The sequence below is a fragment of the Microcoleus sp. PH2017_09_SFU_O_A genome (assembly GCF_020738625.1).
GTDB lineage: Bacteria > Cyanobacteriota > Cyanobacteriia > Cyanobacteriales > Microcoleaceae > Microcoleus.
In genome coordinates this window covers 1-21,604 of record NZ_JAEQCF010000044.1, presented here as the reverse complement: position 1 = coordinate 21,604, position 21,604 = coordinate 1, and the positions used below count along the sequence as shown (strand labels likewise).

Genomic DNA, 21,604 nt, shown 5'->3' with positions numbered 1-21,604 from the left:
TCTAGCAATTTTCAGTCATCATCCAAACGAGGAAGCCCAATATTTGCTCAACCGGAAGCAGAGAATAATCAGTAAGATCGATAGATACGCATTGCTCTTCTAGTTTAAGAAACCGCCAAACTGTACCGCTAGTTACGGTTCCGTAAATAGTCGATATCGGCTGTTGCTTTTGTTGGTTAAAACGTTGAGCGGCAACCATTTCTGCAAGGCATTGCCCCAAACCTGGTTTAAGGTCTTCTTTCTTGGCTTCCACTAAGACAACCGCAGGGGCTTTAATAAATAGTTGTTCCGGGGAACGACTTAGGAGAAAGTCCACATAGCCTGTGAGTTCAGCCTCCGGTTCTACATTGAATTCTTCGCCGGAAAAAACGCTAATCTGCCCTTGAAGCTGCCGTTTGACTTCCAGCAACACAGGATTGATAATCCCCTCAGATCGAGCTTTTTCACTGCTGACTGCGATCGCCCATGGAATCGTTTCTTTAAGAGTATCCTGAAGCAAAAGACTAGGAGTGACTGGCGCAATTTCGGGGAAGAAACGCGCGCCTTCAACGATCGTAAGATTGAAATCCTCTACAGCTTTGCTGAGAGTAAATTTACTGTAAGGCATAGGTTAATTATTTGCGATCGCATACCGTAACACTTTTGACTGAAATCAGGAATGTTTTATTTTTGGCTTAATATACTCGATTGAGTGTACCATCTTTACAGAGAATTTGCTGTAAATGGTATTCTTGCAAGCAAGAAGTTATTTATTTATGAAAAAAATCACAATACTGTCGATCGCCCTGCTAATTTCTGCCGCCACTCTAGAATATCCGAAGGTGGGGCTGCAACTAAGGGCGATCGGGCAAACACCAACGCCCCAAACACCAACACCTCAACCACCAATCATCCAACCACAAATACCCCAACCACCGACAACTCAACCACCAACACCCCAAACACCAACACCCCAAACACCAACACCCCAACCAAAAGCAGAAGATCCCAAAAAGCTCGGTTACGTCTCCCCAGAATTTGCCGAAAGGTTCTCCCAGCAACAAATTGACCAAATCAACGCCAACGTCGAAACGCTGTTGCTAACCCAAAGCTGCGTCCGTTGCGACCTCCGAGCTATAAAATTAGTTAACATACGCTTAAAAAATGCGATCGTCACAGGAGCAGATTTATCAGACGCCAGCCTCAGCGGTAGTACCTTCGAGATCTCAGATTTTGTCAACACCAATATGGCTCGCACAGACTTAAGCGGAGCCCAGTTAATCGGAGCGAGAATCAGCAACACCAACCTCCGAAAAGCCAACTTGACAGGAACCAATTTAGACGGTGCAGACTTGCGATTTTGCGACCTCAGAGACGCAAATCTGTCAAATGCGAACCTCCGGAATGCTAATATAGATGGCGCTAGTATCGATCGAGCCAGCATGGCCGGCACAACCATGCCAGACGGCCGAAAAAATTAATCACAAAATCTTTCCTAGAGGCAGAAACCGGGTTTTTTTTACGAAGCTACTGCATCAAAACCCTTAATCGCATAAAAAACCCGGTTTCTTTGGTATTGATAAGTCCAAAAATATAAATCAAACAGCCAAAAACCTCTGAACCACCTCATCACTCAACTCGCTAGTGCTTCCAGAAGCCACAATCCCGCCTTTCTGCATAGCATAATACCAATCAGCTTGCCGCACAAAATGCAAATGTTGCTCCACCAACAAAACCGAAATTCCCCTAGTCGCAACTACCCGGCGCACAGCAGCTTCAATGTCTAAAATAATCGACGGCTGAATTCCCTCCGTCGGTTCATCCAAAACCAGCAACTTCGGCTCACCCATCAAAGCCCTAGCGATCGCTAACTGCTGCTGCTGTCCCCCGCTCAAATCGCCCCCCATGCGATCGAGCATAGTCTTCAAAACCGGAAATAACTCAAAAATCTCATCAGGAACTTCAGGATTTTTTGTCATAGTTGGTTTCGCTTCCAAACCTAACAACAGATTTTCTTTCACAGTCAATCGTGGAATAATTTCGCGCCCTTGAGGCACATAACCAATCCCCAATTTAGCCCGCTGGTGAGTCAACTTAGAGACAATAGATTGTCCGCCAAAATTAATTGTGCCGCTGCGAGGTTGCAGCAAGCCCATTAGGGTTTTTAGCATAGTAGTTTTGCCAACACCATTGCGGCCGATCAAGCAAACCATTTGCCCCGCATTAACACTTAAATCGACACCGCGCAAAATGTGACTTTCGCCATAGTAAACATTCAAATCAGAAACTTGCAGCATATGTTTGATAATTAGTAATTAGTAATCGGTAATCCGTTACATCCGTTACACAATCCGTTGCCGAACTTCTTCACTCTTCTGGTTTTCCCAAATATACCTCAATTACCCGATCGTCATTTTGCACCTCATCCATCGTTCCCTCGCACAAAACAGCACCCTGATGCAACACCGTCACCTGCCGCGCAATTTGCCGCACAAACTCCATATCATGTTCAATTACCAACACCGAATGACTTTCGGCCAGCGAAATCAGCAACTCTCCAGTTAACACAGTTTCCTCATCAGTCAAACCCGCCACAGGCTCATCCACCAACAACAAATCAGGAGATTGCGCCACCAACATCCCAATTTCCAACCACTGCTTTTCCCCGTGAGAAAGCAAACCAGCCAAAACATCAGCCTTAGCAACCAAACCAATAGTTTCTAACAAACCCGCCACCGTGCGCTTTTCAGCAGCAGGAGCAGGCTTAAACAGAGTTGGAAATACATTTTTATTGCCGTTGCAAGATAGCTCCAAATTTTCGCGCGGCGTTAAATTCAAGTAAACTCGCGGCGTTTGAAACTTGCGGCCAATACCCAGACGCGCAATCTGATATTCGGACAATTGGCGCAAATTTTTGCCCTTAAATATCACTCGCCCTTCCGTCGGCTGCACCTTCCCCGTAATCGAATCGAGAAAAGTTGTTTTCCCCGCACCGTTAGGGCCAATGATAACTCGCAGTTCCCCCGCATCCATGCTGAAATTTAAACCGTTGATGGCTTTGAAACCATCAAAACTAACAGTCAAATTTTCTATCTCTAATACTTTTCCCTTCATAACTTTAATTCCGCAATATACAACTGATTTTTCTTGATTTTCCTTAATTGTAGTTGTAGGGTGCGTCAGTCAACCGTCTCTGAGAAAGCCGAAAAATCTGCTGGCTGACGCACCTTACATAACTGCTTGTCCTGAATTGTCTTTGGAAGGTGCGTCAGCCTATAGTCTTTGAGCTAGCCGAAAAATCTGCGGGCTGACGCACCCTACATAACTGCTGCTTGTCCTGAATTTTAGTTGTAGGGTGCGTCAGTAAACCGTCTCTGAGAAAGCCGAAAAATCTGCCGGCTGACGCACCTTGCTTAACTACTTGTCCTGAATTTTAGTTGTAGGGTGCGTCAGTAAAAAGTCTCTGGAAAAACCGAAAAATCTGCGGGCTGACGCACCCTACATGGGCTACATTAGCACTAGCCGCGATTGCTCATAAAGTCAAACGAAATACTGTTAGAAGTGCTCGTTACTGGAGCTGGAGTTGCAGCCATAATCCGCTCAGCCAACTTCGAGAGTGGCAGACTTTGCAAATACACTTTACCCGGCCCGGTTAGCTTGACTAAAAACAAGCCTTCGCCACCAAATAAAGCATTTTTAAAGCCGCCCACAAACTGAATATCGTAATCTACCGTCGGCGCAAAAGCTACCAAACAACCAGTGTCCGCCCGCAACACTTCGCCAACTCCCAAATTTTTCTCAACGATTGTTCCTCCCGCATGAACAAAAGCTAACCCGTTACCCTGTAATTTTTGCAGAATAAAGCCTTCTCCGCCAAAGAAACCGGCACCCAGCCGCTTGGTGAAAGCTACCTCAATTTCAATCCCGTTGGCGGCACAGAGAAATGAGTCTTTTTGACACAAAAATTTACCGCCAAGTTTGCCTAAATCGAGGGGAATTACTTTACCCGGATAGGGTGCGGCAAAAGCGACGCGGGCTTTGCGATTTCCGGCGTTGACAAAGGTGGTAATGAAAAAACCCGCTCCTGTCAGCATCCGCTTGAAACCTTGAAATAGGCCACCACCTGTGGATGTTTGCATTTGGATGTCGCCTTCCATGTATGTCATGGTTCCAGCTTCAGCCCTCACGCCTTCTTTGGGGTCGAGTTCAATCTCGATGAGTTGCAAATCGTCGCCGTAGATTTTGTAGTCAATAATATCTGCCATACGTTTCCCCTCAAGTTAAAAAAACGAAGCTGCTTGCTACTGATATCTAAGTAGGTGGACATATATATTGCATCTGGGGAGCGAGTCATGTTAGCGAAGCGAGCCGCAGGAAAGCTGGTGTCAAGTCTATGGCGATTGCTTCGTTTCTCTCTTCCGGGTGACATTTATTTATGTCCGCCTACTTATATATACACGATATTTTTGCAATCAATGTTCAAGTTCTTCTTTTTCGTGCTGTATTTCGGGGTCTTGTTCCAGGCTAGGGTAAGTAGATACGTACTTGGGTTTTCTGAACAAGCGACGAATTGGCTCAAAATCTTGATATTGCACCCATCCGACTAAGCCGTCTGGCAAGACTGTGACTACTATTAAAAATAGCGCGCCTTGGAAAAACAGCCATACTTCGGGGAATTGTTCGCTCAAGAAACTTTTGCCAAAGTTGACTAGCAGCGCTCCCAATATTGCTCCTGATAATGTGGCGCGACCTCCGACTGCTACCCAAATTACCATTTCGATGGAAAATGCTATATCCATTGCCTTTGGCGAAATAATTCCCGTTTGTACGGTGAATAAAGCGCCTGCAATCCCGGCTAAGCCGGCGGAAATTGCAAATACTAAAACTTTGTATCCTGTGGGATTGTAGCCGGAGAAACGCAGGCGCACTTCGTCGTCGCGAATTGCTAGTAGCAAGCGCCCGAAACGCCCGCTTGTCAGCCAGCGGCAGAGGGCGTAAGTTGCTGCTAGAAATAGTACGGTGAGAATGTAGAAAATATATTGAGTATCTCTGCCGTTTACTGTGGCTCCGAATAGGGTTTTAAAGTCGGTGAGTCCGTTGGTGCCGTTAATCAGTTTTTGCTGGCCGTTAAAGAAGTTGAAAAATACAATTGTGGCTGCTTGGGTGAGAATTGAAAAGTAAACGCCTCGAATGCGATTGCGGAATACTAAGTAACCTAAAAGTCCGCCCAAGATGGCGGGGATGAGGAATAGGGCGATGACTGAGAAGGGAAATGAATAGAATGGTTGCCAAAACCAGGGCAGTTCGGTGACGCCGTAGAGGTTCATGAATTCGGGTAATTGACTGCTGGCGGTTGGGGGAATTTGCAGTTTTAGGTGCATGGCGAAGGCGTAGCCACCGATCGCAAAAAATACGCCATGTCCCAGACTGAGCAAACCTGTATATCCCCAAATTAAGTCTATACCGAGAGCTACAATCGCTAGTGCTAAAAATCGTCCCAATTGGTTGAGACGAGCGTCAGCAAGTATTCCTGGGACGATCGCGATCGCAATTATGGCGATCGCCCCTACAATTGCTGCTTCTTTAAACAGAGCCTTTTTTTCTGTATTCTTCATTTTTTTGCCGCTCAAAGCTGTAGTTTTTAATTCTCAACAGTCCGTCCTTTTTGCGGAAAAATTCCGCCCGGCTTCACTTGCAGAAAAGCCATAATTAAGGCGAATACCATGACTTTTGCCATGCTGGTGGTGGCGAAAAATGTGAAAAAATCAGCTAAAGGCTTGACAGGAGCAAACATTAATGCAAGTGTTCCCGATCCGATGAGATAATTTGCAGTGCCGATCGCCATTGCAGCAACTACACTCCCCATAATCTTGCCCACACCGCCCACAACCACCACCATAAAGGTATCGACTATATAATTTTGTCCGGTATTTGACCCTACAGAACCAATCAAACTAATCGCGCACCCAGCGACACCAGCCAATCCCGAACCCAAAGCAAAAGTCAGCGCATCTACTTGTTCGGTAGGTATTCCCAAACAAGCGCTCATGCTGCGATTTTGCGTCACAGCGCGAATCCGCAATCCCCACACAGACTTTTGCAAAAATAGGTAAATTCCTGCCAAACAAATGCCTGTCAGCGCAATAATAAAAAGTCGGGCGTAGGGTAACTGAAAAGTTCCCAGCGGGATGCCGCCGCGCAGCCATGCAGGCGCAGTCACATCAACGTTTTGAGCGCCAAACCAAGGTTGAGTTACTGCCAGTTTGTAAGTTTCCCCTAAAAATGCGCTCACTGCCCAGGAAATACCGAGAGACAGAGGCAAAATTATGGCGATAAATGTGCTGCGAGTGCGATCGAAATCGGGGCGCCGTTTCAGCACCTGCAAGCCGCCAAAAAACAGCAAACAAAACACCGCAATTCCCGTTACCAGCCCCCAACTGACGCTGCGAACAAACTGCTGCAAAATCAAACTTACGCCCCACGTCGCCAGCAGAGTTTCTAGCGGCCGCCCGTAGAGATGACGAATCACTCCCCGTTCGAGAATTAATCCTACTAATGCCGCCACTAAAAAAGCGAGGGGAATGGCAAATAAAATATAAGTTTCAAAGGCAAATCCTCCGATACCTTTGAAGAAATTCTGCACTACAAAAGTTGTATAAGCCCCCAACATCATCAACTCGCCGTGAGCCATATTAATTACGCCCATCAGCCCAAAAATAATCGCTAATCCCAGGGCTGCAATTAGCAAAACAGCGCCGATGCTAATGCCATTAAATAAACCGTCCAATAAGTCGATCGCCATTTTTTTCCTCTTACTTTTTTACATACAATAAATATTTTTTGTAGAGGTAGGTTTTATTTCATGCGTCTCAACTTAGAACTAAAACCATCTGTATAATAGCGCTGGTAGCCAAGTCTCGATCCCCCTAAATCCCCCTTAATTAATAAGGGGAGTAGGGGTTGACTTTGAAATCAAGATATTGTCCCCCCTCCCACCAGGGGGGTTAGGGGGGATCGAATATCTGTTGCCAACATTAAATAAAATTGGTCTTGGCTACTTATGGTGCCTTGAATTTGCCGCCTTTTGCGGGGTCAGACCAATCGCAAGAAAAACCTTTTGTTTCAGCGACAAACTGATTCCAAGGAATCGGCTTCACGGCTTCTGGCGTAGCAAAAGTGATGTTAAACAAACCATCTTCTCTCACTTCGCCCAACCGCACAAATTTAGAAAGGTGATGGTTAACTTCCAGGGTTACTTTGCCACCCGGGGCGTCAAAAGTTTGACCCAAAGCTGCTGCCCGCACTTTTTCCAAATCGTCTGGTGTTCCTGCTTTTTCGACGGCTTGCTTCCACAGGTAAACCATGATGTAAGCTGCTTCCATCGGGTCGTTAGTCACTCTGTCTTTGCCGTATTTTGCCTTGAAAGCTTCCACAAATTTTTTATTTGCCGGAGATTCCACAGTCATGAAGTAATTCCAGGCGGCGTAATGGCCTTTGAGATATTCTACGCCGATCGCCTTTACTTCTTCTTCTGCTATACTGACTGACATTGACGGATATTTGTCCGGGGTCAAACCTGCGCCCTGCAACTGTTTGAAAAATGCGACGTTGCTGTCGCCGTTGAGGGAATTGAAAATGACACCACCTTCGGGTAAAGCTGCCTTGATTTTAGTAATAATTGGCGTGACTTCTGTACCGCCCAAAGGTATGTAATCTTCCCCAACTAATTCGCCACCTTTGGCTGCTAGCTGTGCTTTGATAATAGTGTTTGCGGTGCGGGGGAAAACGTAGTCCGACCCGACTAAGAAGAATTTTTTGCCTTTATTTGCTAGCAGCCAGTCTACTGCTGGTTCGATTTGCTGGTTCGGCGCAGCCCCGGTATAAAAGATATTCTTGGAGCACTCTTGACCCTCGTATTGTACGGGATACCAGAGCATATGATTTTTTTCTTCAAATACTGGTAACACTGCTTTGCGGCTGGCGGATGTCCAGCAGCCAAAGACGGTGACAACTTTGTCTTGATCGATCAATTTTTTGGCTTTTTCGGCAAAAGTCGGCCAGTCTGAGTTGCCGTCTTCTACTATTGCTTGGATTTGTTTTCCGAGGACGCCGCCAGCTTTATTGATTTCTTCTATCGCTAATTGTTCAGCCTCCACAACGCTTTTTTCGCTGATTGACATTGTGCCGCTCAAGGAATGCAAAATTCCTACTTTGATCGTGTTCCCACTGCTGGCTGCTGGTGCTGCTGGTGTAGTTCCTGCTGCTGTTGGAGAAGCGGCTGGGGTTGCGGTTGGAGTGGGAGTTCTACAAGCTTTTAGAAATAAACTTGATGTGAGGGTAGCAGAACTGTATAAGAGAAATTTCCGCCGATCGAATCGCTTTGTCATTTTTTCTAGTTACTCCTGAATAGCTCTGTCAGATGATTGAGAATAATAACACATAGCGACTTGATATTAAGACTCGCTTTAGAAGAATGTTGTACCTTTAGATACAAAACTTATTGTTATTGACAAATTGAAGGTTTGGTGGGGATTGAGAGTAACTGCGACAGAAACCCGTTTGTCAACCCAAATACGTCTTTTCCGGAATCAGTCTGAAATTAGAAACCCGCTTTTTTTATAGCGATACCTGATGAATGTTGGGAGTTAGGCAGAAATTGCTCGATCGCACGCAAGCCAATCTCAAACCACCTCACCCGCCCAAAATTTGTAGAAATATCCCTGATTTTATGGAGAATAGCGGACTCGAACCGCTGGCCTCTGCGGTGCGATCGCAGCGCTCTACCAACTGAGCTAATTCCCCTGATTGACTTTTAATTTAACATTTTAGATGCCCGATTGCCAAATCTCAAAGGCTTACAGGTCGCATTTGTATTGAATTTGGCAGACAGTCAACTACGTTAGCACGTAACTGCTAAAAACGTCAAGTGTTTTATGCTGCTGGTGGAGTCGGGGCGATCGAGCAAAGTTGGGCTACTCTGTCCAACTCTAAATCAGCAAAATAGTCCACCGTCCAATTAGCTTGGCGCTGGATCATGTGAAACGGGTAAGTGTGAGTCACCCCCGCTACCTGAATCCCCGCTTTTTTCGCCGCTTCTATCCCTGCAAAGGTATCTTCTAATGCCAAACACTCGATCGCTTGCAAGTTAAATCCGGGATATTTCTGGTTGAGAAGTTCCACCGCCAACAGATAGCCGTCGGGTGCTGGTTTGCTCGCCATCAAGTCGTCGCCTGCGACAATTAATTCAAAGTTTGCAGCCAAACCCGATCGATCTAACACCAATTCTATATCCGATCGCATTGCCGCGCTAACTACCGCCATTTTTAGTCCGGAAACCCGAATTTTGTCAATAAATTCTGCCACATCCGAATAAATGGGCAATTTTTCCAAACTATTGATTGTTTCCTGATAAGCTTGGGCCTTGCGTAGCAGCAAGCGATCGAGGTATGTTTCTGTCAGATATCGTCCCCGGCGCTTCAGCAGTTCGGTAATACAAGTGCGATCGCTCCTTCCCAAGCACACTTCCCGAAACTCCCCACGTTTGAGTTGGAGATTTTCATCTAGCATCAGTCGATCGATTATTTTCTCGTGAATCGACTCGTCATTAATAATAACGCCATTAAAATCAAATAAAACTGCTTTTAGAGTCATTAGTCATTGGTTATTGGTTATTGGTTATTAGTCATTGGTTATTGGTTATTGGTTATTCGTTATTCGTTATTCGTTATTCGTTATTCGTTATTGGTTATTCGTTATTGGTTATTCGTTATTCGTTATTGGTTATTCGTTATTGGTTATTCGTTATTCGTTATTGGTTATTGGTTATTGGTTATTGGTTATTCGTTATTGGTTATTCGTTATTGAATAGCAACTCTCAACTGTTAGCTGTTAGCTGTTGTCAACTGTCAACTGTCAACTGTCAACTGTCAACTGTCAACTGTCAACTGTCAATTGTCAACTGTCAACTGTCAACTGTCAACTGTCAACTGTCAACTGTAAGCTGGAATTCCCGGTAAATCGCCATCCAAATCAGGAACCAAATCGATCGGATTCCACACCTTCGCCGCCCGCACCGGTTCCAAATCTTCCCCAGGAAGAGGTTTCACACCCTGCGTTACCTGATGCACCCACCAGTGATCCTGAGTTTGCACCGCCGCGAATCCAGCAGCCCCCGCCCAAGCATCAATACTACCAGTTGCATAAGACTTAATATAAGGCTCTTCAAAGATATCAGTCAGCCACTCTGTCTGCCGCAAAGTTTTTTGGTTTCCGTCCAAAATTGCCACTTGTCCCCCAACCTTCAGCAATCGGAAACTTTCTCGCAAAATTGCCCGCGATACCGCAGGTGGCGTCTCGTGAAACAGCAAGGAAGTTGCAACTAAATCAAAGCTGCCGTCAGCAAAAGCAACGCTTTCGGCATTTCCGTGCAACCACTCGATATTTAAGCCGGCTTTTTGCGATTTCATTTCGGCGACTACCAGCATATATGGCGACAAATCCAGGCCGACAACTTCGGCTTCGGGAAAGGCTTGTTTGAGCATCAGCGTGGTTGAGCCAGTGCCGCATCCCAAATCGATGATTCGGCGGGGCTTCACCCGCACACCGTCTATTAAGCCTTGTCTGACGACTGTTTCGTGGGGAGGCAAAACGTATTGCGTAATTGGATCGTAGGAAACCGCTGCACTGGGGTTGAGGTAGCCGCCTTCGATGCCGTGAAAGTTTTGGCTGCTGTAATATTCGGGATAAACTAGGTCTGGTTGTCGGTGGCGATCGCCCGCTGTTTCCCAGTCGATACCTTCGTAGAGTCGTTTCAGTGCTTGTTCGTCGATCGCCAGTCGTATCAGGGGCGACAAAAAGCGCTCAAAAATTGTATCCTTGCCAACAGCCATAAAACTCCTTGCACAACAACTCTTTTAATTTTAGCCAAAGCCAGCCAATTTAGCATTCATGAAAGCTCCTTTACCTGCGTTGCACTCATCCGTGGCGTTCCTTCCCTCTTCCTGCTTGCCTCTTGATACCCCTCCGCGATCGGAATTTTTATCAAAAACTCCGTCCCCCCGCCCTTAGGCTGAGCAATCTTGATACTGCCGCCGTGTCCGTCTACTACAATTTTGTAGCTAATTGCTAATCCCAAACCAGTACCTTGCCCGACTGGTTTTGTAGTAAAAAATGGGTTAAAAATTTGGTCTTGAATGCTTTCGGGAATGCCAGGGCCGTTGTCGGCAATCGTCACCTTCAGAAACTTACCGCCATTTTGTCGAACTACTCCCGTAGAAATAGTAATGATTTTATCCAGGCGATCGATCTCCTTCAAAGCATCCATCGCATTGCTCAGCAAGTTCATAAACACCTGATTTAGCTGAGAGGGATAGCACTCGACTGAAGGCACTTTTCCGTATCTCTTGACTATATAAATCCCATTCTTGATCCGGTTGGAGAGCAGCAGCAAGGTATTTTCGATACCTTCGTGAATGTCCGCCAGTTTTTTGTCAGATTCATCGAGGCGAGAAAAGTTTCGCAAAGAAAGAACTATGGTGCGAATGCGTTCGGTTCCTATTTTCATAGAATTCAACATATGCGGCAAATCTTCCTCGATAAATTCCAACTCAATTGCTTCGGCAAACTCTTCGATTTCCGGAGTCACTTCTGGGAAGGTTTTTTTGTATAAACTCACCAAATCTAACAAATCTTTAGTATATTTGGTGGTGTGAGGCAAATTAGCCGAAATGAAGTTAACCGGGTTGTTGATTTCGTGAGCTATCCCGGCCACCATTTGACCCAGGGATGACATTTTCTCGCTCTGCACTAAATGAGTTTGTGTTTTTTTGAGTTCATCTAAGGCACTATTGAGCAGTTTTACTTGGTCTTGGGTTTGACTGTAAAGGTGAGATTGATTTATGGCAATTGCCAGTTGGTCTGCCACAGCTTTTAACAATTGGATCTCCTCCCCGCTCCAAAACCAATGGGTAGCATGACTGCAAATTAAATAACCCTGTCGCTCGTTTTTAGTCTCGACATGGACGGCTAAATAGCTATTAGCTTTAAGTTCGATCGGTTGACTTGCACTCTGGCTCCCAGTGTCATTCGACAGAATAATTAGCTCGCATTTATCGCTGCGGAGTGACGAATTTTCCGAAAAGTAAGGGTCGAACTCGATCGCTTCTTTGGGACACTCAAATTCGCATGATTCCCACAAAATTTGTAAGGTTTTATTTTGCGGTTCGTGCCAACCAAAAGCCGCCCGTTCTAGGTGCAGCAAATTCACTATTTCTTCCACGGTGCTTTGCACAATTTTGTCTAATTCTAGGGAATCTTGAATGCGTCCGGCAATGCGGTTTAGCATGGCTTCTCGCTCCGCTTGAACGCGATTGTTTTCGGAGGAGTAAATTAGCCAAATTGCTGCTAGCATTGCCGGGACGAGCAGTCCGCCGACGACGGATGTCAGCAAATTTAATGCTTGGAGTTGGGATTCAATATTTTCGCGGGGAATTACTAGAGCCATTGACCAGTTAACTTCGCTGAGGGAAGCATAGGCTACATACACCCATTTGTCATCTATTTTTACCAGTTCGATATTCGTCTGATGGCTGGTCATATTGCGCGCAATTGCTGCTAATCCTGGGTCTTGTGATTTTAAAAAAGTTGGGGCTGGCAGGTCGATAGTTCCGATTAATTTATTGTTGGGATGAATAATTGGCACTCCTGCTGAATTAAGCACAAAAGCATAGCTGTCAGAACCGTATTGCAAGCTGTTAGCTACAGAGGCTACTCGGTCTACTTTAATGCTGCCTGCAAGAACTCCAATTACTTTGTTGGGATTGGGGGGCAATGCCCAAAGTGGAGCTGCAATAATGATTGCTGAAAGCTTGCTGCTGCGTCCGATCAGCGGGTCGGAAACGTTGACATTTCCGTTCATCGCCTTTTGAAAGTGTTGGCGGTCTTTGGTGTTGGTGTTAGTGCCTAAAGTGTTCTGCACCGATCCATCGGCTTGAACTAATGACAATAAGAAATACTCTTTTAACCTGTAGGTTTCTCCTTGCAAAATTGGTTCAACTAATTTCCAATCGAGAGTGCGAACAGTAGGAGAGTAAGCAATGGTTTCTATTTCTGCTTTGCGACTGCTGAGCCACTTATCGATTTCTTCACTGCCTTTTTCTAATTTTAATAGTGCTATTGCCTTTAAATTGTCGAGGATTAGTCCGCGCACTACGAAATAGCTAATGCAAGCAGTGGTGCTAATGCTTAAAGCCGTGCTGCCCAGTATTAGTAGGGTCAGCAAATGGCGGCGCTGCCGTCTGTGCTGCCAAAGACTGTGCGCTTGCTGCCACCGCAATTGAGCAGAATTACTTATTTTTTGCCACAAGCGGCGCAGCTTTTTTGTTTGATGGGGTGGCTGCACAGACACAGTTCGGGCTTGATTTGCTGGGTTTTGCATCATCAAATGTTCTCGTCGAGAGTCTAATAGATCAAACGGCATTTGTTATTCGTAATCCGGCAGAATTAATATTAGATAAATAGTGAGGGTTTGAGTCCTCATTGGTTATACCAATCAGGGGTTATACCACTTTTTGTTTTTAGATTTTTGATTAGACAATTGAAAATGACTGATTAATCTTGGGATGAAGAACAGAGTTTACCAGAAAGAATTGGTTGAAAGCCTCTCCCCGATCGGGAGAAATGAAAATCAGACTATTCATTACTCCAATCCTCTGACTTCTAGGTAGAGGTCGCTCTCAAACTGTCAACTTTCAACTGTCAACTGTCAACTGTTGAAAGTGAGGTTGTTTGAGAGAAATGGCATTACATTTCTGACTTGACAAATAAATTCCGATCGCGCGATAGCATTCGGTTTTAGCATCAACTTGATATTCAGACTTTCCCTTTGCTTACTTGATATTAGTGATTTAAGATATAGTGGTTGTCAATTTTCGTGAGGTACTTGTCAGTGATCTTACGAATTGCCAATCTGTGACCTGAATCACTTGAGAATTGCTATATCTTTAATATCTATCTCGTTTTTATAACAAAATTCTTGTAAATAACACAGAGAAAATACGGAGTTTTTTAAATTAGCAATGTATTATAATGTAGGGTGAAATCCCTGTTGACAATTTGACAAATTTGCGCTATGGCTTCAAGGAGAAATTTTTGCGTCTAAAGCTTTTTTGGCCAAGCGGGTTACATAAACGGTGAGGGCGATCGTTGCTATTAAACCAATGCCGTACAAAGCCCACTCAGCAGTAGTGCGCGATCGCCCTTGCGATCCAATTGCAGCCAAACTACCAGCCAGGGAACCGATATAAACATACATCACGGTTCCGGGAATCATGCCGATCCAAGATGCGAAAAAATAGTCTCTCAGAGATACCTGCGTGACTCCAAAAGCATAGTTGAGCAAATTAAACGGAAAAATTGGCGACAGTCGCGTCAGGAGTACAATTTTCCATCCTTCTGAAGCAACGGCGGAGTCGATCGCCTGAAACTTGAGATTACCTGCTATCTGTTTGGAAACCCAATCGCGAGTTAAATATCTACCTGTTAAAAAAGCGCAAGTAGCGCCCAAAACCGATCCGATGGAAACGCAAACCGTGCCACCAACAACTCCGAACAAAACGCCAGAACCGAGAGTCAGCAAGGAACCGGGGATAAATAAAACTGTTGCTATAATGTAAATTAGAATAAAAGCTGCGGGGCCCCAAGGGCCGAGATTGGCGATCGACTCCAGGGCATTTGTCAGAATTCCTTGAAAATTGAAAAACTTGGCCGCCACAATCAAAGCCACAGCTAAACCAATCCCTAAAAACAGCTTCCACTTATTTGATGGTGGATTTTTGTCATCGGGCGATCGCAAATCATTCATTACCTAAACTCCCCGTCTAAATTGCATACATCGTCGTTTCCAGGGTAGGGACACGGCAGTGCCGTGTAGGGAGGGACACGGCAGTGCCGTGTAGGGAGGGACACGGCAGTGCCGTGTCCCTACTGTATTTCATTTTCTAGGGTAGGGAAATGGCACTGCCATGTCCTGTATTTCTCAAATCAACGTACCGCCACAACTAGAACCGCTACCCGCCGTACAGCCGTAGCAATAAGCAGCAGTTTGCACCTCTTGAATTACATCTAAACTACCAGATTCCAGCAATTTAGCAACAGTTATAGTTTCCCCGCTGCCAGTTTTCGCCGGCAGATTTTCCATTTGGTTAAAATCGCAGTCGTAAACATTGCCCAAATAGTCGATCGACAATTCGTTCCGACACATTAAATGATCCAGAGTACCAGGATTAAAATTATTTTCCAAAAACCCCAGATAAGGCTTGTGCAGTTTTTTGTGTTCCAAATGAAACTTAGTCCGTCCCACAGGCAAATTAGTAATTGCGAACAAGTGATTAAAACAAATCCCAAAATGTTCGGCTAAATACACCTGATAATCTTGCTGTAACTTGCCCTGTTCCGCCGTCAGCGAAAACTTATCTGTTGTCGGAACCTGCGGATTGTACACCAAATCTAGAATTAAATTTGGGTTGTTTCCGTAGCCCAACTGATTCAGCTTTTGCAGAGCCCGAATCGAACTGTCAAAAACACCGCTGCCGCGCATTTTGTCAACATTATTAGCTTGGTAACAGGGAAGCGACGCCACAATTCTGAGTTGGTGTTGCGCGCAGTATTCGGGAATATCTTCAAAGCCTTTCTCAAAATAAATCGTCAAATTAGAACGAACAATAACCTCTTTACCTGCGGCCCTTGCAGCTTCCGCCAACGGTTTAAAACCGTAAAGCATCTCGGGAGCACCGCCCGTGAGGTCAACAGTTTGAATTTGAGGAAAACGGCGAATGATTTCAATTAATTGTTCGCATATTTCTGGGGAAAGTTCTTCGGTTCGTGTTGGGCTAGCTTCTACGTGGCAGTGACTGCAAGCGAGATTGCAGCGTTTGCCTAGATTAATTTGTAAAACTGCGATCGGCTTTTTAGTTAAAGCTGAGTTGAGTTTATTTTTGAAAGGCGTGATTGCGGTCTGAATCATGTGCTAAATTTTTTAGTCTGTGCTCGCAACGAATTTAGAGGCGTTCTGGTGGAACGTCTCTGATAATTTAGCATGAATTCAAGGGAAGCGACAGCGACAGATTTGAATTATTCGGTACAAAGCCTCGGCGGTTAGAAACCGCGGCTACACAAGCAAAGTCTGCCTCCGCAGACTGAAGAGAAATTATTGATTGTTCAACCCGCGCAGGCGCGTGAGTGTTTTTGTAGTTGCGATTTCAATCGCCGGGTAATTCTACAACTCAGATAGCTCGGAGAAGTCTTATTTGAGGGTTTCAACTAATTTCTCAACTCTTGCTTTGATTTCACCTCGAACGCGGTGAAAAGTTTCGATTGGTTGTCCGTCGGGGTCGTCGAGTTGCCAATCTTCAAATACTTCTCGCAATACCCACGCTTCAGGTAAATTCACGCCGCAGCCGCAGAGAGAAATTACTGCATCGTAATCTTCGGCGTTGAATTCGCTTAAGGCGTTAGATGTTTGATCGGTGATATCAATGCCGATTTCTGACATGACTTGAATTGCTGTCGGGTGAACTCTGCTTGATTCTAAACCGGAACTGGTGACGGCTATTTTGTCTTTGCCGATGGTTTTAGCGAATCCTTCTGCCATTTGCGATCGACAGGAGTTTCTTTTGCAAACGAACATTACTTTTTTCATGGTGTTTTTTGGGTTGTTGGTTATTGGTTGTTAGTTATTGGTTGTTGGTTGTTAGTTAGGGCCCCGGCGGTTAGAAACCGCGGCTACACAAGCGAAGTCCACCTCCGTGGACTGAAGAAAAATCCTTGATTCTTTAACCCGCGGAGGCGGGTTTTGTCTGTGTAGCCGCGATTTCAATCGCCGGGTGATTCTTCAACCCGCGAAGGCGGGTTTTGTCTGTGTAGCCGCGATTTCAATCGCCGGGTGATTCTCCGCGATTTCAATCGCCTTAATTAACTTCCAGGGCGCGATTTGCAACTGCGATCGCCTCCTTGGCCGCTTGTTCCTTGCGTTCGCTGTGGCGATCGGTCAAATAGTCGGTGTGCTCCCGCAACAGCAAGGTAAACTTGTACAATTCCTCCATGACATCGATCGCGCGATCGCGAAAAGGAGAATCCTTCATCGTCCCATCATCATGAAACTCCTGATAAGCCTTAGCCACCGAAGACTGATTAGGAATCGTAAACATCCGCATCCAGCGGCCCAAAATCCTCAAAGTATTCACAGCATTAAAAGACTGAGAACCGCCGCTAACCTGCATCACCGCCAAAGTTCTGCCTTGAGTCGGTCTGACAGCCCCAATACTTAAAGGAATCCAGTCAATTTGATTTTTGATAATGCCCGTAATATTGCCGTGCATTTCTGGACTCGACCAAACTTGACCCTCCGACCAAAGGCTCAATTCCCGCAATTCTTGAACCTTCGGATGCGTATCGGGAACGCTGCCATAAATCGGCAATTCTAGAGGATTGAAAAACCGAACTTCTGCACCGAAATCGTCAATAATTCGAGCCGATTCTTCCGCCAACAAGCGGCTGTAAGAACGCTCTCTTAACGAGCCATATAAAAACAGAATTCTCGGTTTATGCGTGAAATTTGCCATAATCCTTTCAATTAAAATCCCGAAATCCGTTAGATATTTGTCGGTAAACAGCGACGGCTAACTGCGCGCCCCAAATTGGAGCAACCCAGTAAACCCAGTGGTGTTCCCAAATGCCACCAATTAAGGTCGGGCCGAGCGATCGCGCCGGATTCATGCTCGCTCCCGTAATTGGCCCCATAAATGCAGCTTCCAAGCCTACGGTCAAGCCAATTGCTATCCCCGCAAAACCGATATGAGCGCGCCTGTCAAGCCCCGAACCCAGAATCACAAACATCAGGATAAAAGTCAGAACTGTTTCTAAAATTAGAGACTGCAACCAATTACCGTTAAGAGGGATAGTTGCACCGAGATTTCCCACTTTTCCTAAGCTAATTAGTAGCAGTGTGGAAGCTGCGATCGCCCCCGCACACTGCGCCAAAATGTAAGGCAAAACTTTGTATTTTGGGAAAAAACCGCTCGCCCAAAATCCTAAAGTTACGGCTGGGTTAAAGTGCGCGCCGCTGATATGCCCGATCGCATAAATCATCGCGGCTACAACTGCACCAAATACAAAACTAACGCCCAAATGAGTGACAGCACCACCGCTAATTTTGTTCACCATCACCGCGCCGGTGCCTGCAAAAACTAGAATAAACGTGCCGAGGCATTCCGCGATCGCTTCTCGACTGCAATCTCGATTTTCGCCCGAAGCTAACTTCTTTGCTGCTGCACCCATCGCTCTCAACTCATTGGTTCCAAATCATCATATCAAAAAAAGTTGATGTGTCAAGTCTATTGGTTCGATCCTTCGGACTTTAGTCCGCATCAAGCCAGGACTCTTCGTCGGAACGATCGAACCAATAGCGGTTACTTTACCGGACACGATATTACTAATCAAGAAATATTGATATGTCAACCCGCATCGGAACAAGGGCGCGCCGGCAGGATCTGGCTAAAGCGCCGATAGTCCGACAGGTACTCTTCCAGGGCGAGAAACTGAGCTAGATTGAGGCTGTAGTAGATCCAGCGGCCTTCTTGGCGGCTGCGAACTAAAGCGGCTTCTTTTAGGGTTTTGAGGTGAAAAGAGAGTTTAGACTGAGGGACACCAAGCCGATCGCACAAGTCGCAAACACACAACTCCTGTTCCCGCAGCAACTCCAGAATCTGAATCCGCAGGGGGTCAGAAAGAGCGTGAAAGCCAGCGGAAACAAGTTTTTCGGAAATCTGCGGTTGTGGAGTGCGATCGGGCTTGGCTGTCGAATTTTTAATCATCAATTATAGGCGAAGGAAGAAGCAAGAAGCAAGAAGCAAGAAAAGCAACGGTTTCAGCAATTAAGAACGTCCTCACTGTCGGGCGTGGTTGCTATATTAGAACTGAAGTGCAAAAGTTCTTTCAATCAAATTTTAGGACGGGCTAGAAGCCCATTCCACAAGAAAAAAAAGTTTGTGGGATGGGCTTCTAGCCCGTCCTCAGTATTTTTACAATTCAAGTCTATTGTAAAAAAATCCATACAAACCATCATATTTTGTCAGGCTTCATCCCTGAAAACTGCTGAATTTAGCATCGATAGATTCTTCCGAGTAGATATTACTTCGGATTCTGTACCCGCGCCGGCACATCAGTCAATCCGGCTTTTTGCATCAGCGAAATCACACCTACAGATAGAACCCCACCAATCACTACCCCGACAACTATCAGAATCAGAAATAATTTTTGGAGAGTTTTTTTAGTAGCTGGGTGGTACTGTCTCGGCAACTCTTCACCTCGATCGTCAGGTTGTTGCTCCAAGGGGTCTAGCGGATCGGAGGGATTTGAGTTAAAAGGATTCGGTGCTTGATTCATGGCTAGTGATGGTTAAAGGATTTAAACAACTATTTTAACTTGCGATTTGCCGTCGCAACTTACATGATACATTCTCATTTTACTCAACAGTCGATAAAATTTATTAAGATACCGAGGATTTTAGAAACATTATTAATAAAATATTCGTCTGTATCAATCTCGATCGCAATTCCTTCTAGCTTAAAGAATTTCCAGATACTTCCTGTTGTCACAACTCCATAAATTGTCTGAATGTTATTTTCTTGACGCTGGTTAAATATTTGGGCTGCGATCGTTTCTGCCATGCACTCCCCTAAGCCGGATAGAATGTTGTCGTTTTTTGCTTCAACCAAAGCGATGACTGGGGATTCGATGACTAGCTGTTCGGGCGATCGGCTAATTAGAAAATCGCAATAACCGCTCAAACCCCTAGCAGGGTCTACAGTAAACTCTCTACCTGAAAATAAACTCATCCGTTCCGGCAGCCGTTTTTTGATTTCAACTAATATCGGCGCGACAATTAGCTCGGAGCGAGCTTTATCGGAATTATTTTCTAGTGCTAAAGGTAGATTAAATTGCAAAGTTTCTTGCAAAAAAATGCTGGGTTCTATTTCGGGAATGTCGGCAAACAAGCCAACCCTCCTAGTAAAAGTTATGCCAAAATTTCTCTTAATTTGTTCGAGGCTAAATTGACTGTACGGCATTTAACTCCCTCTTCCAACACAATCAAAAAACCTCTCGCCCTCATTCACTCTCTGGCCTTGAAAAACCTCTGCGTTTATCTGTGTTTATCCCAAGAGCATCTGCGGTTGTTCTATCAATCAAAGATTTAGGCAATTCAAGTCTAATAACTTGTTTAAAACATCGCAAAGAGGGCTGGGCGGGTTTATCTGATTCTACTGCTTTTACAGATTTTTGGTGAACCCGCCTCTAAAAAATTTTAGGCTTCTGTTTTCTCTAAGCGATTGAGAGAAAATGTTGCGGCCTCAGCTACTTGAGAATTTTTATCTTTTTCTAAGTATTTCAAAGCCGAAACACTCTTCACACTCGGCAAATTGCCCAAAGCTTCAGCCAGCCTCTGACGGATCAGCCAATCTTCTGACTGAGCAAAGTTGAGGATGCGATCGATCGCGTCAATTGCCTTAATTTCCCCCAAAGCCGAAATCGCCGCCTGCTGGATCACCACTTGTTCGCAGTCGAGAGCTTTCAGCAGCACGTCGCGAGCCCGCGGATCTTTGAGATTTCCCAGAGAAACCGCCGCACTAAAGCGCACCAGCCATTCAGTATCTTCGTAAAAAGCGCGCACCAAAGCCTCAAAAGCTCTGATATCTTCCAGATAGCCCAAAGCACCAGCAGCGTCAGCGCGAATCCCGTAATCTGGGTCAGTTTCTAGCAATTTGACTAGAATGGGATAGCACTCTGCTGTCGGTTTGACTCCCAGAGCAAACACAGCCATCGATCGCACTTGCAAACTTTCGTCGTTCAACACCTTTTTAATCAAAGGTACAGCCGTTTCAGCCGACACGTTTCGCAAGTTAGCCAAAGCCACCATGCGATCGGCTGAGTTTTCGCTTTCTAACTTGGCTGCAATTTGCTCTAAGCTTAAAGTTGTCATTATCGGTAAATTTTGTAGTAAAACTTTACATTCGGCTTATTTTGATTATAGGGGAGTCTCAGGAAAAAAGCAGGGAGTAAAAACCGACCCAGGATTTGAACTCAGTGAAATTACGGATTAGTGAGAGTATTAATCTAAAGCTCAAATTGCATGAAAATAATCAATGAGCTAGTCCTTAGCTAGCGATTAAATAGACAAAGTGGTACACTTATAGACAAAATCCTGGTGTACCATGCGATCGCCTCGCTAAATTGAACAAAGAAATACAGTGTTGAGGTCGAACAATGCTTTTATCCATCAAAACAAAGTTAAAGCTAAACAAGAGTCAGGCAACAGTCATGAGCAAACACGCTGGAATAGCGAGGTTTACTTATAACTGGGGATTGGCTACTTGGAGCCACCTTGATCAAGATGGATTGAAGCCCAATAAATACCTGCTCAAGAAATTCTTTAACAATCATGTAAAACCTGAGTTCACATGGATTAAAGAGACGGGAATTTGCCAGAAGATAACTCAATATGCTTTCGACAATCTTGGTGATTCCTTCTCCTTATTTTTCTCAAAAAAAGCTGGATATCCCAAATTCAAGA

Annotated in this window: 21 protein-coding genes and 1 tRNA gene; 2 read left to right on the top strand and 20 right to left on the bottom strand. The window is 45.1% G+C overall.

What is annotated here, in order from left to right:
* Position 1: 1 nt before the first annotated feature.
* Entirely contained in the window at positions 2–607 is a 606-nt protein-coding gene (locus JGK16_RS17300) for a hypothetical protein (RefSeq protein ID WP_293175167.1), read from the bottom strand.
* A 148-nt stretch (positions 608–755) separates the two neighbouring features.
* Between JGK16_RS17300 and JGK16_RS17295 the strand changes: the two genes are divergently transcribed.
* Positions 756–1,460, top strand: a complete 705-nt coding sequence (locus JGK16_RS17295) for a pentapeptide repeat-containing protein (protein ID WP_293175169.1) — start codon at positions 756–758, stop codon at positions 1,458–1,460.
* Positions 1,461–1,577: 117 nt separating this feature from the next.
* Here JGK16_RS17295 and urtE read toward each other — a convergent pair whose 3' ends face one another.
* From urtE to JGK16_RS17200, 19 genes are all read right to left on the bottom strand, one after another.
* The gene (urtE, locus tag JGK16_RS17290; RefSeq protein WP_293175171.1) at positions 1,578–2,276 is read right to left on the bottom strand and encodes an urea ABC transporter ATP-binding subunit UrtE; all 699 of its coding nucleotides are present in this window, start codon (positions 2,274–2,276) and stop codon (positions 1,578–1,580) included.
* A 70-nt stretch (positions 2,277–2,346) separates the two neighbouring features.
* Positions 2,347–3,093 carry an urea ABC transporter ATP-binding protein UrtD gene (gene urtD, locus JGK16_RS17285; RefSeq protein ID WP_293175173.1) on the bottom strand — a complete coding sequence of 249 codons (747 nt, stop codon included), beginning with the start codon at positions 3,091–3,093 and terminating at the stop codon, positions 2,347–2,349.
* 404 nt (positions 3,094–3,497) lie between these two features.
* Positions 3,498–4,244: a TIGR00266 family protein gene (locus JGK16_RS17280; RefSeq protein ID WP_293175176.1), complete on the bottom strand. Its 747-nt coding sequence runs from the start codon at positions 4,242–4,244 to the stop codon at positions 3,498–3,500.
* A gap of 207 nt (positions 4,245–4,451) precedes the next feature.
* Positions 4,452–5,594, bottom strand: coding sequence for an urea ABC transporter permease subunit UrtC (gene urtC, locus JGK16_RS17275; protein WP_293175178.1), 1,143 nt, complete (start codon positions 5,592–5,594; stop codon positions 4,452–4,454).
* 26 nt (positions 5,595–5,620) lie between these two features.
* The gene (locus JGK16_RS17270; protein ID WP_293175180.1) at positions 5,621–6,781 is read right to left on the bottom strand and encodes an urea ABC transporter permease subunit UrtB; all 1,161 of its coding nucleotides are present in this window, start codon (positions 6,779–6,781) and stop codon (positions 5,621–5,623) included.
* 256 nt (positions 6,782–7,037) lie between these two features.
* Positions 7,038–8,366 (bottom strand): urea ABC transporter substrate-binding protein, encoded by a 1,329-nt coding sequence (urtA, locus tag JGK16_RS17265; protein WP_293175183.1) that lies wholly within the window; start codon positions 8,364–8,366, stop codon positions 7,038–7,040.
* Between the two features lie 342 nt (positions 8,367–8,708).
* A tRNA-Ala gene (locus tag JGK16_RS17260) sits at positions 8,709–8,781 on the bottom strand.
* Between the two features lie 129 nt (positions 8,782–8,910).
* Positions 8,911–9,630, bottom strand: coding sequence for an HAD family phosphatase (locus JGK16_RS17255; RefSeq protein WP_293175185.1), 720 nt, complete (start codon positions 9,628–9,630; stop codon positions 8,911–8,913).
* 338 nt (positions 9,631–9,968) lie between these two features.
* Positions 9,969–10,868 (bottom strand): class I SAM-dependent methyltransferase, encoded by a 900-nt coding sequence (locus JGK16_RS17250; RefSeq protein WP_293191479.1) that lies wholly within the window; start codon positions 10,866–10,868, stop codon positions 9,969–9,971.
* Between the two features lie 56 nt (positions 10,869–10,924).
* The gene (locus tag JGK16_RS17245) at positions 10,925–13,456 is read right to left on the bottom strand and encodes an ATP-binding protein (protein WP_293191477.1); all 2,532 of its coding nucleotides are present in this window, start codon (positions 13,454–13,456) and stop codon (positions 10,925–10,927) included.
* A 657-nt stretch (positions 13,457–14,113) separates the two neighbouring features.
* Complete coding sequence (locus JGK16_RS17240) at positions 14,114–14,839, bottom strand: TVP38/TMEM64 family protein (protein ID WP_293175191.1); 726 nt, start codon at positions 14,837–14,839, stop codon at positions 14,114–14,116.
* A gap of 174 nt (positions 14,840–15,013) precedes the next feature.
* A complete protein-coding gene (arsS, locus tag JGK16_RS17235; RefSeq protein ID WP_293175193.1) occupies positions 15,014–16,000 on the bottom strand; it encodes an arsenosugar biosynthesis radical SAM (seleno)protein ArsS in 987 nt (328 codons plus the stop codon).
* Between the two features lie 279 nt (positions 16,001–16,279).
* Positions 16,280–16,675 carry an arsenate reductase, glutathione/glutaredoxin type gene (gene arsC, locus JGK16_RS17230; protein WP_293191475.1) on the bottom strand — a complete coding sequence of 132 codons (396 nt, stop codon included), beginning with the start codon at positions 16,673–16,675 and terminating at the stop codon, positions 16,280–16,282.
* Between the two features lie 268 nt (positions 16,676–16,943).
* On the bottom strand, positions 16,944–17,597 hold the full coding sequence (gene arsH, locus JGK16_RS17225; protein WP_293203300.1) for an arsenical resistance protein ArsH: 654 nt from the start codon (positions 17,595–17,597) through the stop codon (positions 16,944–16,946).
* A gap of 7 nt (positions 17,598–17,604) precedes the next feature.
* Positions 17,605–18,312, bottom strand: coding sequence for an MIP/aquaporin family protein (locus JGK16_RS17220; protein ID WP_293175199.1), 708 nt, complete (start codon positions 18,310–18,312; stop codon positions 17,605–17,607).
* 176 nt (positions 18,313–18,488) lie between these two features.
* On the bottom strand, positions 18,489–18,848 hold the full coding sequence (locus JGK16_RS17215; protein WP_293175201.1) for a metalloregulator ArsR/SmtB family transcription factor: 360 nt from the start codon (positions 18,846–18,848) through the stop codon (positions 18,489–18,491).
* Between the two features lie 316 nt (positions 18,849–19,164).
* On the bottom strand, positions 19,165–19,419 hold the full coding sequence (locus tag JGK16_RS17210; RefSeq protein WP_293175203.1) for a hypothetical protein: 255 nt from the start codon (positions 19,417–19,419) through the stop codon (positions 19,165–19,167).
* 83 nt (positions 19,420–19,502) lie between these two features.
* The gene (locus JGK16_RS17205) at positions 19,503–20,102 is read right to left on the bottom strand and encodes a hypothetical protein (protein ID WP_293191473.1); all 600 of its coding nucleotides are present in this window, start codon (positions 20,100–20,102) and stop codon (positions 19,503–19,505) included.
* 236 nt (positions 20,103–20,338) lie between these two features.
* Positions 20,339–21,013, bottom strand: coding sequence for a HEAT repeat domain-containing protein (locus JGK16_RS17200; protein WP_293142775.1), 675 nt, complete (start codon positions 21,011–21,013; stop codon positions 20,339–20,341).
* Positions 21,014–21,297: 284 nt separating this feature from the next.
* On the opposite strand from JGK16_RS17200, the gene JGK16_RS17195 reads away from it, so the two are divergent.
* Positions 21,298–21,604: helix-turn-helix domain-containing protein (locus JGK16_RS17195; RefSeq protein WP_293191471.1), on the top strand; the 307-nt coding region annotated here is incomplete at its 3' end.

Coding starts and splice junctions, on each gene's coding strand:
- JGK16_RS17200 (WP_293142775.1), bottom strand. CDS start 21,013: ATGACAACTTTAAGCTTAGAGCAAATTGCAGCCAAGTTAGAAAGCGAA.
- JGK16_RS17270 (WP_293175180.1), bottom strand. CDS start 6,781: ATGGCGATCGACTTATTGGACGGTTTATTTAATGGCATTAGCATCGGC.
- JGK16_RS17210 (WP_293175203.1), bottom strand. CDS start 19,419: ATGAATCAAGCACCGAATCCTTTTAACTCAAATCCCTCCGATCCGCTA.
- JGK16_RS17255 (WP_293175185.1), bottom strand. CDS start 9,630: ATGACTCTAAAAGCAGTTTTATTTGATTTTAATGGCGTTATTATTAAT.
- arsC (WP_293191475.1), bottom strand. CDS start 16,675: ATGAAAAAAGTAATGTTCGTTTGCAAAAGAAACTCCTGTCGATCGCAA.
- urtE (WP_293175171.1), bottom strand. CDS start 2,276: ATGCTGCAAGTTTCTGATTTGAATGTTTACTATGGCGAAAGTCACATT.
- arsH (WP_293203300.1), bottom strand. CDS start 17,597: ATGGCAAATTTCACGCATAAACCGAGAATTCTGTTTTTATATGGCTCG.
- urtD (WP_293175173.1), bottom strand. CDS start 3,093: ATGAAGGGAAAAGTATTAGAGATAGAAAATTTGACTGTTAGTTTTGAT.
- urtC (WP_293175178.1), bottom strand. CDS start 5,594: ATGAAGAATACAGAAAAAAAGGCTCTGTTTAAAGAAGCAGCAATTGTA.
- JGK16_RS17245 (WP_293191477.1), bottom strand. CDS start 13,456: ATGCCGTTTGATCTATTAGACTCTCGACGAGAACATTTGATGATGCAA.
- JGK16_RS17205 (WP_293191473.1), bottom strand. CDS start 20,102: ATGCCGTACAGTCAATTTAGCCTCGAACAAATTAAGAGAAATTTTGGC.
- urtA (WP_293175183.1), bottom strand. CDS start 8,366: ATGACAAAGCGATTCGATCGGCGGAAATTTCTCTTATACAGTTCTGCT.
- JGK16_RS17250 (WP_293191479.1), bottom strand. CDS start 10,868: ATGGCTGTTGGCAAGGATACAATTTTTGAGCGCTTTTTGTCGCCCCTG.
- JGK16_RS17240 (WP_293175191.1), bottom strand. CDS start 14,839: ATGAATGATTTGCGATCGCCCGATGACAAAAATCCACCATCAAATAAG.
- JGK16_RS17300 (WP_293175167.1), bottom strand. CDS start 607: ATGCCTTACAGTAAATTTACTCTCAGCAAAGCTGTAGAGGATTTCAAT.
- JGK16_RS17280 (WP_293175176.1), bottom strand. CDS start 4,244: ATGGCAGATATTATTGACTACAAAATCTACGGCGACGATTTGCAACTC.
- arsS (WP_293175193.1), bottom strand. CDS start 16,000: ATGATTCAGACCGCAATCACGCCTTTCAAAAATAAACTCAACTCAGCT.
- JGK16_RS17295 (WP_293175169.1), top strand. CDS start 756: ATGAAAAAAATCACAATACTGTCGATCGCCCTGCTAATTTCTGCCGCC.
- JGK16_RS17220 (WP_293175199.1), bottom strand. CDS start 18,312: ATGGGTGCAGCAGCAAAGAAGTTAGCTTCGGGCGAAAATCGAGATTGC.
- JGK16_RS17215 (WP_293175201.1), bottom strand. CDS start 18,848: ATGATTAAAAATTCGACAGCCAAGCCCGATCGCACTCCACAACCGCAG.